We start from the raw sequence: 13799 nt of genomic DNA on the forward strand, positions 1-13799 counted from the left end.
TCTGCTGAGAGTGTCACCATGGTTAGGACGCCCTTACCGGGACACCCATCGTGGCGCCGGGCAACGGTAGCGCCACGGCCGGCAACAGCCGCAGGACCGCCGGCAACCGCCCCAGCACGGCCGGCGATCCACGCCGCCGGCAGGAAACGAGGAGGTCAGCTCACGTGACCAAGCAGGTCCGTCAACTGGATCGGGTGGTCATCCGTTTCGCTGGCGACTCCGGTGACGGCATGCAGCTGACCGGCGACCGGTTCACCTCGGAGACCGCGCAGCTCGGCAACGACATCTCCACGTTGCCGAACTTCCCGGCCGAGATCCGGGCTCCCGCCGGCACCCTGCCCGGGGTGTCCAGCTTCCAGGTGCACTTCGCCGACTACGACATCCTCACCCCCGGCGACTCGCCCAACGTCTTGGTCGCCATGAACCCGGCGGCGCTGAAGGCGAACCTCGGTGACCTGCCGCGCGGCGCGGACATCATCGTCAACACCGACGAGTTCACCCGCCGCAACCTGGCGAAGGTCGGGTACGCCACCAGCCCACTGGACGACGGCTCGCTCGACGGGTACGCCGTACACCCGGTGGCGCTGACCTCGATGACCATCGGCGCGCTCGCCGAGCTGTCCGTTTCGAAGAAGGACGCCGAGCGGGCGAAGAACATGTTCGCGCTGGGTCTGCTCTCCTGGATGTACTCCCGGCCCTACGAGTCCACCATCCGGTTCCTGGAGCGCAAGTTCGCCAAGCGCCCGGACCTGGTGGCGGCGAACATCGCCGCGTTCAAGGCCGGCTGGAACTTCGGCGAGACCACCGAGGATTTCTCGGTACGTTACGAGGTCAACCCGGCCCGGATGCGCCCGGGCACGTACCGCAACATCACCGGCAACGCGGCGCTGTCGCTCGGGCTGGTGGCCGCCGGGGTCCGGGCCAAGCTGCCGGTCTTCCTCGGCGCCTACCCGATCACGCCGGCCTCGGACATCCTGCACGAGTTGAGCAAGCACAAGCGGTTCGGTGTGGTCACCATGCAGGCCGAGGACGAGATCGCCGCGGTCGGTGCGGCGCTCGGCGCGGCGTACGGCGGCGCCCTCGGCATCACCACCACCTCCGGGCCCGGCGTGGCGCTCAAGGGCGAGACCATCTCGCTCGCCGTCGCGTTGGAACTGCCGCTGGTGATCGTCGACGTGCAGCGGGCCGGGCCGTCCACCGGCATGCCGACCAAGACCGAGCAGGCCGACCTGAACATGGCGCTGTTCGGCCGGCACGGCGAGGCACCGGTCGCGGTGATCGCGCCGCGCTCGCCGTCGGACTGCTTCCACGCCGCCATCGAGGCGGCCCGGATCGCGCTCACCTACCGCACCCCGGTGCTGCTGCTGTCCGACAACTACGTGGCCAACGGTTCCGAGCCGTGGCTGCTGCCCGAGGTCGACTCCCTGCCCGACCTGCAGGTCGAGTTCGCCACCGAGGCCAACGACGACGACGGCAAGACCTTCCTGCCGTACCTGCGCGACCCGCAGACGCTGGCCCGGCCGTGGGCGATCCCCGGCACCCCCGGCCTGGAGCACCGCATCGGCGGTCTGGAGAAGGCCGACCGCACCGGCGACATCTCCTACGACCCGGCGAACCACGACTTCATGGTGCGGACCAGGCAGGCCCGGATCGACGCGATCCCGGTGCCGGACGTCGAGGTGGAGGATCCGAACGGCGACGCCCGGACGCTGGTGCTCGGCTGGGGGTCGACGTACGGACCGATCGGCGCCGCCTGCCGGGCGCTGCGCCAGCGTGGCCTGTCGGTCGCCCAGGCCCATCTGCGGCACCTGGCACCGCTGCCGGCCAACCTCGGCGAGGTGCTGCGCAACTACGACCGGGTGGTGATCCCGGAGATGAACCTCGGTCAACTGGCCCACGTGATCCGGGCCCGTTACCTGGTCGACGCGATCGGTTACAACCAGGTCCGTGGCCTGCCGTTCACCGCCACGGAGCTGGAGACCATGCTGGAAGAGGTCGTGAAGAATGTCTGAGCCCGCCCGCAACGGACGCCCCGGCGGTACGCCGGTGGCGGTCAAGCTCACCGCCAAGGACTTCAAGTCCGACCAGGAGGTGCGCTGGTGCCCCGGCTGCGGTGACTACGCGATCCTCGCCGCCGTGCAGTCGTTCATGCCGGAACTGAACATGCCCCGGGAGCGGATCGTCTTCGTCTCCGGCATCGGCTGCTCGTCGCGCTTCCCGTACTACATGAACACGTACGGCATGCACTCCATCCACGGCCGGGCGCCGGCGATCGCCACCGGTCTGTCGGTGTCCCGCCCGGACCTGTCGGTCTGGGTGGTGACCGGGGACGGTGACGCGCTGTCGATCGGCGGCAACCACCTGATCCACGCGCTGCGCCGCAACGTCAACCTCAAGATCCTGCTGTTCAACAACCGGATCTACGGGCTGACCAAGGGGCAGTACTCGCCGACCTCCGAGCTGGGCAAGATCACCAAGTCGACGCCGGTCGGCTCGGCGGACTCACCGTTCAACCCGCTGTCGCTGGCCCTCGGCGCCGAGGCGACCTTCGTCGCCCGGACCATCGACTCCGACCGTAAGCATCTGCAGTCGGTGCTGCGCGCCGCCGCCGAGCACCAGGGTTCGGCGTTCGTGGAGATCTACCAGAACTGCAACATCTTCAACGACGGCGCGTTCGAGCAGTTGAAGGAGCCGGCGACCCGGGACGACTACCTGATCCGGCTGGAGCACGGCCAGCCGATCACGTTCGGGGCCGACGGGCAGTTCTGCGTGGTCCACCCGCCTGGCGGTTTCGGGTTGGAGGTCCGCGAGACCGCGTCGGTGCCGGCCGAGCAGATCGTGGTACACGACGCCACGATCGCCGAGCCCGCCTATGCGTTCGCGCTGTCCCGGCTGCCCGCCGCCGATCTGCGCAACACGCCAATCGGGGTGTTCCGCAGCGTGTCCCGGCCCAGCTACGACAGCTTGATCCAGACCCAGGTCGAGCAGGCCCGGGCGGCGGCCGAGGGCACCCCGGAGGAGCAGTTGGCCGGGCTGCTGCGCAGCGGCGACACCTGGTCGATCAACTGATCGGTGCCGGTCGGCTCGGATGTCAGCCGATCGACGGCGTGCTGGCCGAGGTGCGGTCGTCCCGCACGTAGACCAGCAGGTCACCTGTCTCGATCTTGACGCTGTCCGGGTCGGCGAGCGACACCACCCGGCCGCGCCGGATCAGCGCGATCACCAGGTTGGCCAGTTGCCGAGGTGAGGTGCCCACCTCGTCGCGGTTCGCCGAACGCATCGCCAGCGCCATCCCCTGTCCCGGGGTGAGCAGATCCTCGACCACGTCGATCAGCGGCGGTGCCGACGTGGACAGGCCGAGCAGCCGGCCCGCGGTGGCGGACGAGACGATGACATGGTGCGCGCCGCTCTGCCGTAGCAGCGGCGCGTTCTCCGCTTCCCGGGCGGCGGCGATGATCCGTACCTTCCCGGCGGTCAACTGCCGGACGGTCAGCGTGACCAGGACTGAGGCGTCGTCGCTGTCGGTCGCGATGATCACCGCCTTGGCATGCTTGACGTGCGCCTCGTTGAGCACCGACGAGCGGGTGGCCGATCCTTCGATGGCCACCAGCCCGGCGGAGGTCGCCTGCCGCAGGGCGATCCCGCTGCTCTCCACGACGACGATGTGCTGCTTGTCGAAGCCGTTCTCCAGCAGCGCGGAGACGGCGCTGCGGCCCTTGGTGCCGTAGCCGCAGATGATGACGTGATCCTTCACGTTCTTTCTCCACCGGGTCAGTCGAAGGTTCGTCCGGTACTGCTCGGTGAGCACCTCCAGGGTGGTGCCGACCAGGATGATCAGGAAGACCACCCGGGCGGGCGTGATGATCAGGACGTTGACCAGCCGCGCCGTCTCGGTGACCGGGGCGATGTCGCCGTACCCGGTGGTGGAGAGGCTGACCACCGCGTAGTAGAAGCTGTCGAGCAGCGAGACTCCGTCACCGTTGGCGTCCCGGTAGCCGTCGCGGTCGGCATACACCACGGCCACCACGCCGAGCACCAGGCCGACCGCCGCCGACAGCCGCAGGCTCAGTGCCCGCAACGGCCCTTGCCGTACGGCGGGAAAGTGAATCACCGCCGGCCCGCCTCCGCCTTCATATCCCCGTACACGCCCACAACATAGCTGTTCCGTGCCGCCTGATCTTGATCGCCTGGACAACACCTTGTGCCAGGTGCGTCCGGGGCGGAAGCAGTCGTATCCCGCCGCCTCAAATCTTGCTTAGAGACATTGCATCGGGACGCAGTGTTGTTGATGCTCACCCGGCGAGCCCATCCATCCGCCAGTTCCGGAGCAGCCTGTGAACCCGCCACGACCCACCGCCATTCCCGCGATCACCCCGGGGACGGTATTGCGACTCGGCAAGAACGACTGGCGGTACGGCGGACACAATCTCATACTTCAGGTGGAGCAGATGCGACCCGATCTGTCGGCCTACTACGACAATCGGTGGGTGTGGATCATCGGACGTTCCCTCGGAACGGATGGTGGCGGCCTCGGCCGAATGGTCGCCCTGGTCCGGGTCGCCGCGTTGCCCGGTGCACCCCGGGCCGACGCCGCCGACGCCGGCTGATCGGACCGTCCGGGTGACCGGGGATCAGGGCCGGGCAGGCTGGAGGGCCGCAACGGCCGGGCGATGTGACCGGTCCGGCCGACTCGTCTGTTTACACACCGGTCGACAAACGATCAGGCTGACTACAGATCGACTCCAGCTGATGCCGTGAGACTGTGGACACGCTTGTGACCCACCGGTAACAAGCATGCCGACGCCACCCGACGGACCGTCCACCGGAGGTATCGCTATGTCCCGACGCCTGACCACCCTGCTCACCGCCGCCCTGCTCGGCCTCACCGCCGCCCTCGGCACGGCCGGCCCCGCCGCCGCCGTGCCCGCCGACAAGCCCACGGTGCTGTCCAACTGGACCCAGACCAGCGCGAGCAGCTACAGCGTCTGGAACTCGGCCCGGCTCAACCAGGGCGCCTGGGCCGCGTACCAGTTCGACTGGTCGACCGACTACTGCTCGTCCAGCCCGGACAACCCGCTCGGGTTCGACTTCCGGCTCTCCTGCCACCGGCACGACTTCGGCTACCGCAACTACAAGGCGATCGGCCAGTTCTCCGCCAACAAGGCACGGGTGGACAGCGCCTTCTACGAAGACCTCAAGCGGGCGTGTGCCCGCTACAGCAGCTTCGTCCGGCCGGCCTGCCTGAGCCTCGCCTGGACGTACTACCAGGCGGTGCGCATCTTCGGCGTGCCGGTCGTGAACGCCGCCGACCTGGAGCGGGCCCGGCAGCTGCAGGCCGCCGGGCCGCGGCTGGCCGGGACCGACTGACCGGCACCGCACCGGCCGGCCCTCCCTCTCCCCCGGGTCCGGGCCGGCCGCTGGTCAGCACAGCTGCGGCACGAGCCGCCGGTCACCACGGCCGTGCCGGCCGCCGGTCACCACGGCCGCCGAGCGGGCCACCGTCACCGACCGCGTCGGCGGATTCGTCGGCGAACCACCGGGCGCCGGTCGTCAGATCCGGATGCTCCACCGCGAGCGCCAACGCCGCCGCCTCGACCAGACTCATCCGGCTACCCTGCGCGTACCCGGCATCGAACGCGCTGTCGCCGATCGCCGACCGTACCTTGGCCTGCTCCTGCGCCCAGTAGCCGCCGAACATGCCGGCCGTGCTGCGCAGCGCCGAGCGGGTCGCCTGAGCGGCACCGAACAGGCGGGCAGCGGTCGACGGGTCACCGCCCAGCGCGCACCGGACCGCCATCGCGTTCAGCGTGTCGCAGGCCCGCCGGTGGAACCCGTACCGCATTCGGGACCGCAGCGCCACCACCAGGTGGTCGTGCGCGGCGACCAGGTCCCGGCGGCCCAACGCCACCAGCCCGAGCAGCATGTCCACGGTCCGCCGGCCGCGTTCCGCCGGCCGGGCGGCCTCCGCCGGCCGGGCGGTGGCCAGCACCTCGGCGGCCTCGTCCAACGCCCCCCGCCGGCAGAGCAGCTCGGCCAGGCTGTACACGGCGAACAGCGCGTCGCCGACCGCGCCGTTCGCCGCCGCCCAGTCGATCACCCGCCGGCACACCTGCTCGGCCTCGACGAACTGTCCGAGATCGATGAGCGAGGCACCCCGACCGGCCAGCACCCGGGCCAGCAGACCCGCGTCGCCGGCCTGCCGGGCGGCGGCCTCCGCCCGGTGCGAGAACCGCATCTCCTCGCCGAACTCGCCGTCCGCGCCCGCGTGCTGCGAATGCATGTGGTACGCGGCGGCCAGCTCCGCCTCGGGAATCGCCTCGCCGGTCTCGGCGATCCGCCCGTACAGCCGGAACAGCCACAGCCTGCCTTCCCTGGCCAGGCCGCGTTCGCGCCACCACTGGTCGAGCCCGCTGGCGAGCTGCAGGCCGCGCCGGGCGCTGCCACCGGTGGTGCTCCACCGCAGCGCGGCCCGCAGCTCGTCGGCCAGCGGGTCGAGGGTGTACAGCGAAAGGGTGACCGGCTTGCCGTCCGGACCGAGGTAGGCACGCTGCAACGCGTGCAGCGCCCAGGCCACGTGCCGGTCCCGGGCAACCTGCTCCTCGCCCGCTTCGACCAGCCGCCGTGCCGCGTATGCCCGGATCGGGTCGAGCATCCGGTAGCTGGTGCCGCCGGCGGCCGGCTCGGCCTGGATCATCGATTTGTCGACCAGCACCGCCAACGGCCCCAGCGGATCGTCGTCGAGCAGCCACTCCACGGTGGCCAGATCGATCGGTCCGGCGAAGACCGACATCCAGCGCAGCAGCCGGGCCGCCCGGGGGGCCAGCGTCCGGTAGGACCAGGTGACCGTCGCCTGTAGCGTGCCGTGCCGCCGTCCGGCGGAGCGCTGCGCGTCGACCGGCTCCTCCTGCCCCGCGTCCAGCACCCCCAGGACATCGTCGAGGCGGTCCACGAGCTGCCCGACGGAGAGCACCCGCAACCGGGCGGCGGCGAGCTCGATCGCCAGCGGCAACCCGTCCAGCCGGGCCGCCACCCGGTGCAGCTGGGCGGACTCGGTCGGACCCGGCGGGTGCCCGCCACGGGCCGCCGCCGTGCGGTCCAGCAACAGCGCCACGGCATCGCTGGGGCCACCGGCCGGCCCTGGTTCGGCCGACATCGGCGGAATCCGCCACACCACCTCGCCGGGCACCCCCAACGGCTCCCGGCTGGTCGTCAGCACCCGGACCTGCCGGCCACCGCCGAGCAGCCGGGCGATCACCTCGGCACACGCCGCCGGCTGAGCGTCACAGGTGTCGAGCACCAGCAGCAGCCGGCGGGCGGCCGCGTACTCGACGACGGTGTCCAGGATCGGCCGGCCCGGCTCCGGCCGCAGGCCGAACACCGCGGCGACAGCAAACGCGACCAGCCCGGGATCGGTGACCGTCGCGACGTCGACGAACCACACCCCGTCCGGATGGCCGGCCGGAGCCGGGTCCGCAGCCGGTGATTCGGCGGCGGCACCGCCGCTGGCGTCGGCCGCGACCTCGATTGCCAGCCGGGTCTTGCCGGCGCCGCCGGCACCCACCACGGTGACCAGCCGGTGTTCGGCGACCAGCTGGCGCAGCTCGTGGCGTTCGGTCCGGCGACCGACGAAGGAACTGACCTGATTGGGCAGGTTGTGGCTGGCCGAGTCGGCCGTACGCGGTCTGGGGAACTGCCGCTCCAGCCCGGCGGCGATCAGCTGGAACAGCCGCTCCCGGTCGTCGAACCCGCGCAGCCGGTGCAGGCCGAGATCGAGCAGCGAGACGCCGACCGGCAACGGGTCGGCGGCCTGGGCGGTCGCAGCGGAACAGAGGACCTGGCCACCGTGCGCCGCCGCCGCGATGCGCGCCGCACGGTGTACCTCTGGACTGGCGTACTCGCCCCCGACCGGCTCGGCCTGCCCGGTGTGCAGCCCCATTCGTACCCGGGGTGCGACATCCGGGGTCGGCCACTCGTGCGCGGCCAGCGCCCGCTGCGCGCGCAGGCAGGCGTCCAGTGCGGCGGACGCGTCCGCGAACGCCACGAAGAACGAATCCCCTTCGGTGAACAACTCGGTGCCGTCGCTGGCCGACAAGGTACGCCGGACCAACCGTCGGTGTTCGCTGAGCACCGGGCGGTAGTCGCGGCCGAGTAGTCGGGCCAGCCTCGTCGATCCTTCGATGTCGGTGAACATGAAGGTGACCAGTCCGCTCGGCAGTGCGATCGGTGCCGACACCCGTGGAACCTCCGCCCCGCTGGGAAGTCGCGTTCATGCTGCCGCAGTCAGGCAACCCAGCTCATCGCGAACCGGTCAGCGCCGTGGGTCAACTAGCATCCGCACCCGCCCCCGCAGCAGCCGCCACCTCCGCCGGCCTGGGCTGGCGGCATTGCCGGCAGCCCACCGGAGGCCCCGGCGCCACGGCCGGTGATCGCGACGGTGGACAGCAGCTTGACCGTGTCGGGATGTCCCTGCGGGCAGGACGCCGGATCGCCTGCCTGGGTCATCGGACGGTTGACCTCGAAGGTGTCGCCGCACGCGCGACAGCGGAACTCGTACCGGGGCATGTGGATAGGGTACGGCGGGAACTGACGCTCCCGGCCGGATGGGTGATACTCGACGACATGGTCGAGGACGGATCGGGTACGCCAGCACCGCACCGGTTGCGTCCGGCGGTGCCGGCGCCTGCCCGGCCGCCGCGGCAGGAAAGCGCCCCGGACCCGGACACCATCCGGTCGACCGGCACCGCGTCGACCGGCGACACCGGACCAGGCAGCGACACCGGACCGACCAGCGAACTCCGACCAGGCAGCGACACCGGACCGACCAGCGAACTCCGACCACGCAGCGACACCGGGTCCGGCGCAGGTGGCGGCGACGACACCCGGCGGACCGCCGACAGCGACCCCGGCGACAGCAAACCCGCCGACAGCAGACACGCCGACAGCAAATCCGGCGGCACCCGGCCGATCGGTGCTTCCGCAGACGAGCAGGCGCGGCCGGCGACCGACCCACCCGTACCGGCACCCGTACCGGCACCGGCACCGGCACCGGCCACCACGCTGGCCGTGGTCGGCCGACACCGCCGGGAGGACGCGCCGTTCGGCACCCGGATCGGCTGGCTGCACCCGGCACGGCTGCGACCGGTCCGGCGCGGCCTGCGCCGAGCGGCCCGGGCGGCCGGCGCCTGGAGTCGCCAGCCGGCCGGCCGGTTGGCCCTGCCCGGTCTGCTCCTGCTGGCGCTGGTCGCCGGCAGCGGCACCGCCGGTGCCGTGCTGGTCCCAGCGGCCGCCGGCGACCGGCCTCCGGCCCCCTCGCCCACGGCGCTCGGCACCACCGCCGTACCGCAGTTGCCTGAGACCACGGACCCCGACCTGCTCGAGCCACCGGCGGATCCCCCGCTCGACGGCGGGCTGAACCCGGGTGCCCCGACCCGGCCGGCCACGGTCCTCGCCGCCTGGGCGACCCGCACGGCCAGCCGGGTCGACATACCGGTGGTGGCGATGGAGGCGTACGGCTACGCCGAGTTGGTGCTGGCCACCACCACGCCGGACTGCCGGCTGTCGTGGACCACGCTGGCCGCGATCGGCATGATCGAGTCGACTCACGGCCGGGCGAACGGATCACGGTTGGACGCCGACGGCCGCGCCGTACCGCCGATCACCGGGCTGCCGTTGGACGGTGCCGGCGGACGTCAGCGGATCACCGACACCGACAACGGCGAGTTGGACAACGACCCGGTGTACGACCGGGCGGTCGGCCCGATGCAGTTCATCCCGACCACCTGGGCGGAGTTCGCGGTGGACGCGGACAACGACGGTGTCATCGATCCGCAGGATATCGATGACGCCAGCCTCGCTGCCGCTAACTACTTGTGTCGGAACGGGCGCGATCTGTCCACACCTTCTGATTGGTGGAGCGCGATCCTGTCGTACAACAACGTGCAGCCGTACGCCCAGGCGGTCTTCGACACCGCCAACGACTACGGTGCCCGTAGCCGTACTTAGTGCAATCAGATAGCCACAATTTCCCGCCCGGCCACTTTCGCAACCGGCGACTTGGCGGCAAGCTAGACGCGTGATGGTGCGCGAGTGGGACCCCCGAACCGCGTCGTCCGCCGAGATCTCATCTCTGCTGGACTGTCTCAACCGGGTATTCGAGGCTGACCTGCCAGGTGATCCGTACTGGCGGCCAGACTTCCTCCGGGAGTACCTGACCGAAACCATGCCCGGGGTCCGACGAATCTGCTGGCTGGCCGAGGAGGCCACCGACGACGGCCGGCCGGGGCCGGTCAACGGGCACGTCAACGTGCTGCTCCTCGGCGACATCGGAGTGCTAGAGGTCCTGGTCCGGCCCGACGCCCGGCGCAACGGCCTGGGCCGGGAACTGCTGGCGCTCGCCGTACGCCGCGCCTACCACGAGGGGTTCAGCTCGGTCGGTGTCGAGGTCATCGGGGGCACCTGCGCCGTCGACTTCTACGAGTCACTGGGGTTCGCCCGCCAGTTCCGGGAGATCCGCAGCGTGCTCCGACTGCCGGCGGTCGACTGGACCGCGATCGAGAAGACGGCACAGGACCCGGTCCCCGGGTACCAGATCGAGTTTCACCCGGGCGGGCCGCCGGAGGGCCTGGTCGATGCGTACGCCCGGACCAAGGCCGAGCAGAGCGTGCCGGAGGACGGCGACCTGGACCTGCGGCCCAGCTCCTACGACCCGGACCGGCTCCGGGACAGCCTCGACTGCCTACGTCGCCGCGGCATGACGCCGTACATCGTGCTGGCCCGGCACCTGGCCAGCGGCGCGGTGGCCGGGCTGACCGAGGTGGTGGTGCCGGCGCAGCACCCGACCCGGGCCGACCAGTACGACACCATCGTCGCCCAGGCACACCTGGGACACGGCATCGACCGGGCGATCAAGGCACGGATGCTGCTGGAGCTGCGTACCGTCGAGCCGCGGCTGGCCGAGGTGCAGACCTGGAACGCCGAGGGCGACGAGGATCTGATCGCGATCAACGCGGAACTCGGCTACCAGCCCGACCGGGACTGGTGGGACTACGGAGCCGACATCGCCACCCTGATGCACCGGCTCGGCGTGCGCAGCTGAACGACCGGGTCGGTGGATGCGCCATCGACCCGGGCTGGCGGGTGCCGTCGACACCCCCGGTCAGAGGGCGTTCGCGACCTCCGTCGCCCAGTAGGTGAGGATGATCTGCGCGCCGGCCCGCCGGATCGACGTCAACGTTTCCAGGATCACCCGGTCCCGGTCGATCCAGCCGTTCGCGGCGGCCGCCTCGACCATCGCGTACTCGCCGGAGACCTGGTAGGCGGCGACCGGGACGTGCACCCGCTGGCGGACCGCCGCGATCACGTCCAGGTACGGCAGCGCCGGCTTGACCATCACCAGGTCGGCGCCTTCGGCGACGTCCAGCTCGACCTCGCGCAGCGACTCCCGCAGATTCGCCGGATCCTGCTGGTAGGTCCGCCGGTCACCGACCAGCGCCGACTCCACCGCCTCGCGGAACGGCCCGTAGAACGCCGAGGTGTACTTCGCCGCGTACGCGAGCAGCGCGGTGTCGGTGTGCCCGGCCGCGTCCAACGCCCGGCGCACCACCCCGACCTGGCCGTCCATCATCCCGGACGGTCCGAGCATGTCCGCACCCGCTTCGGCCTGCGCGACAGCCAGCTGTGCGTACGCGGCGAGCGTCGCGTCGTTGTCCACCGTCCCGTCGGCGGCGAGCAGACCACAGTGCCCGTGCGAGGTGAACTCGTCGAGGCAGAGGTCGCTCATCACCACGGTCGCGTCACCGACCTCGGCGACCACGTCCCGGATCGCGACGTTCAGCACGCCGGCCGGGTCGACACCGGCTGAACCGGTCGCGTCCCGGCACTGCGGCACGCCGAACAGCATGACCCCGCCGACCCCGGCCGCCACCGCCTCGGCGGCGGCCCTGCGCAACGAGTCCCGGCTGTGCTGGACCACTCCGGGCAGTGACGGGATCGGTCGCGGCTCGGTGAGCCCTTCCTTGACGAACATCGGCAGCACCAGCTCGGCCGGGGACAGCCGGGTCTCCTCGACCAGCCGCCGCACGGCGGCGGTGCGGCGCAGCCGGCGTGGCCGGCTCTGCGGATACGTCATCGCCCATCGTCTCCTGGCTCAGGCGTTCGCCGGCTCGGTGGTCGCCGAGCGGTCAGCCGACTCGGTGGTCGCCGGCTCAGCGGAACCGTAGCGCCGTCGGACCCTGCACCTTGGAGCCGCGCCGCTGCTTGGCCGGCATCGCCACCAGCTTCTCCCGAAGCTCGACCGCGTAGCCGGCCAGCGCCTCGACCAGCTCCGGGACCGACGCGTGCGTCGGCTGCACGTCCACCCGCAGGCCGAACTCGGTGGCGGTCTCGGCGGTCTTCGGGCCGATCACCGCGACCACGGTCCGGGCGTGCGGCTTGCCGGCGATGCCGACCAGGTTGCGCACGGTGGACGAGGAGGTGAACAGCACCGCGTCGAAGCCGCCGGACTTGATCGCGTCGCGGATCTCGGCCGGCGGCGGCGCGGCCCGCACCGTCCGGTACGCGGTGACGTCGTCGACCTCCCAGCCACGTTCGGTCAGCCCGGCGGCGAGGGTCTCGGTGGCGATGTCCGCCCGGGGCAGCAGCACCCGGCCGACCGGGTCGAGGATCTCGTCGTGCGGCGAGAACTCGGCCAGCAGCCCTTCGGAGGACTGCTCACCGGCCGGCACCAGCTCGGGCTGGATCCCGAAGGCGCGGACCGCGTCCGCGGTCGCCTCCCCGATGCACGCGATCTTGACCCCGCCGAAGTGCCGGGCGTCCAGCCCGTGCTCGGCGAACTTCTCCCACACCGCCCGTACGGCGTTGACCGAGGTGAAGACGACCCAGGCGTACCGGCCGTCGACCAGGCCCTTGACCGCCCGCTCCATCTGCGCCGGGGTACGCGGCGGCTCGACCGCGATGGTCGGCACCTCGCACGGGATGGCGCCGTAGGCGCGCAGCTGGGCGCTCATCACGCCGGCCTGCTCCTTGGTCCGCGGCACGAGCACCTTCCAGCCGTACAGCGGCCGGTTCTCCCACCAGCTCAGCTTGTCCCGCTCGGCGACCCCGGCACCGAGGGTGAGCACCACCCGACCGGTGAAGCCGAGCGCGGCGGCGACGAAGCTGTCCACCGTCGAGGTGGTGGTGTACTGGGTCTCGCCGGTCCCGTCCCCGGTCACCGCGACCGAGGTGGCACCGTCGACGCCGGCGGCGAGCAGTCCGTCGCGGACCGCGGCGAGCTCCCCGGCGTCGACCGCGAGGGCGAGCGAGCCCCGGCCGACCGCCGCGGCGAGGGCCTCGAAGTCGAGGCCGGCGGTGTCGTCGACGTCGGCCACCGTACGGATGCCGGGCAGCGGGACCCCGGCGTAGCCGGCCACCCCTTCGGCCTGGCTGACCCCGGGGACCACCTCGAACGGCACCGCGGTACGCGCGACAGCCTGCACCTCGGTCACCACCGCGTGGTGACCGAACGGGTCGCCGCAGACCAACCGGACCGCGGCCTGCCCGGACCGGGCGGCGGAGATCAGCACCTTGGCCACGTCACCTGGCGCGCCCTCGGCCGGACTGAGCTGGGTGTCCGTTTTGGCGCTGGCGCGGACCGCGGCGAGCAGCGTCTCCGGGACGCCCCGGTCGTAGACGACCTGGTCCGCCTCGGCCAGGGCGTCGTGCGCCCGGCGGGTCAGCAGGCCCGGGTCGCCGGGGCCGGCGCCCACGAACGCGATGTGGCCGGCGAGCTTACGGGTGCGGGTCATTTATGCTCCCCATGT

The 13799-nt window shown here is 71.6% G+C and carries 11 protein-coding genes; 6 read left to right on the plus strand and 5 right to left on the minus strand.

Annotated elements, in window-relative coordinates:
• Positions 1-164: 164 nt before the first annotated feature.
• Positions 165-2012 carry a 2-oxoacid:acceptor oxidoreductase subunit alpha gene (locus O7543_RS16090; RefSeq protein ID WP_281553075.1) on the plus strand — a complete coding sequence of 616 codons (1848 nt, stop codon included), beginning with the start codon at positions 165-167 and terminating at the stop codon, positions 2010-2012.
• Positions 2005-3069: a 2-oxoacid:ferredoxin oxidoreductase subunit beta gene (locus O7543_RS16095; protein ID WP_278171615.1), complete on the plus strand. Its 1065-nt coding sequence runs from the start codon at positions 2005-2007 to the stop codon at positions 3067-3069. Before O7543_RS16090 ends, O7543_RS16095 begins: the two co-directional genes overlap by 8 nt.
• Before the next feature lie 22 nt (positions 3070-3091).
• On the opposite strand, the gene O7543_RS16100 is transcribed toward O7543_RS16095, so the two are convergent.
• The gene (locus tag O7543_RS16100) at positions 3092-4111 is read right to left on the minus strand and encodes a potassium channel family protein (protein WP_281553074.1); all 1020 of its coding nucleotides are present in this window, start codon (positions 4109-4111) and stop codon (positions 3092-3094) included.
• A gap of 223 nt (positions 4112-4334) precedes the next feature.
• On the opposite strand from O7543_RS16100, the gene O7543_RS16105 reads away from it, so the two are divergent.
• Entirely contained in the window at positions 4335-4607 is a 273-nt protein-coding gene (locus O7543_RS16105; RefSeq protein ID WP_281553073.1) for a hypothetical protein, read from the plus strand.
• Between the two features lie 229 nt (positions 4608-4836).
• The gene (locus tag O7543_RS16110; RefSeq protein ID WP_281553072.1) at positions 4837-5367 is read left to right on the plus strand and encodes a phospholipase; all 531 of its coding nucleotides are present in this window, start codon (positions 4837-4839) and stop codon (positions 5365-5367) included.
• An 82-nt stretch (positions 5368-5449) separates the two neighbouring features.
• Here the strand turns inward: O7543_RS16110 and O7543_RS16115 are convergent, their stop codons facing one another.
• Positions 5450-8233, minus strand: a complete 2784-nt coding sequence (locus tag O7543_RS16115) for an adenylate/guanylate cyclase domain-containing protein (protein ID WP_281553071.1) — start codon at positions 8231-8233, stop codon at positions 5450-5452.
• A gap of 92 nt (positions 8234-8325) precedes the next feature.
• Entirely contained in the window at positions 8326-8562 is a 237-nt protein-coding gene (locus O7543_RS16120) for a zinc ribbon domain-containing protein (protein ID WP_281553070.1), read from the minus strand.
• Positions 8563-8619: 57 nt separating this feature from the next.
• On the opposite strand from O7543_RS16120, the gene O7543_RS16125 reads away from it, so the two are divergent.
• Positions 8620-10002 carry a lytic murein transglycosylase gene (locus tag O7543_RS16125; RefSeq protein ID WP_281567134.1) on the plus strand — a complete coding sequence of 461 codons (1383 nt, stop codon included), beginning with the start codon at positions 8620-8622 and terminating at the stop codon, positions 10000-10002.
• Between the two features lie 73 nt (positions 10003-10075).
• Complete coding sequence (locus O7543_RS16130) at positions 10076-11095, plus strand: GNAT family N-acetyltransferase (RefSeq protein ID WP_281555406.1); 1020 nt, start codon at positions 10076-10078, stop codon at positions 11093-11095.
• Positions 11096-11155: 60 nt separating this feature from the next.
• On the opposite strand, the gene hemB is transcribed toward O7543_RS16130, so the two are convergent.
• Both hemB and O7543_RS16140 read right to left on the minus strand, forming a co-directional pair.
• The gene (gene hemB, locus O7543_RS16135) at positions 11156-12127 is read right to left on the minus strand and encodes a porphobilinogen synthase (RefSeq protein ID WP_281553068.1); all 972 of its coding nucleotides are present in this window, start codon (positions 12125-12127) and stop codon (positions 11156-11158) included.
• Between the two features lie 76 nt (positions 12128-12203).
• Positions 12204-13784, minus strand: coding sequence for a uroporphyrinogen-III synthase (locus O7543_RS16140; RefSeq protein ID WP_281553067.1), 1581 nt, complete (start codon positions 13782-13784; stop codon positions 12204-12206).
• Between the last annotated feature and the right edge of the window lie 15 nt (positions 13785-13799).

It is taken from the genome of Solwaraspora sp. WMMA2080 (assembly GCF_027497395.1).
In the GTDB taxonomy this organism is placed as follows: Bacteria; Actinomycetota; Actinomycetes; order Mycobacteriales; family Micromonosporaceae; genus Micromonospora_E.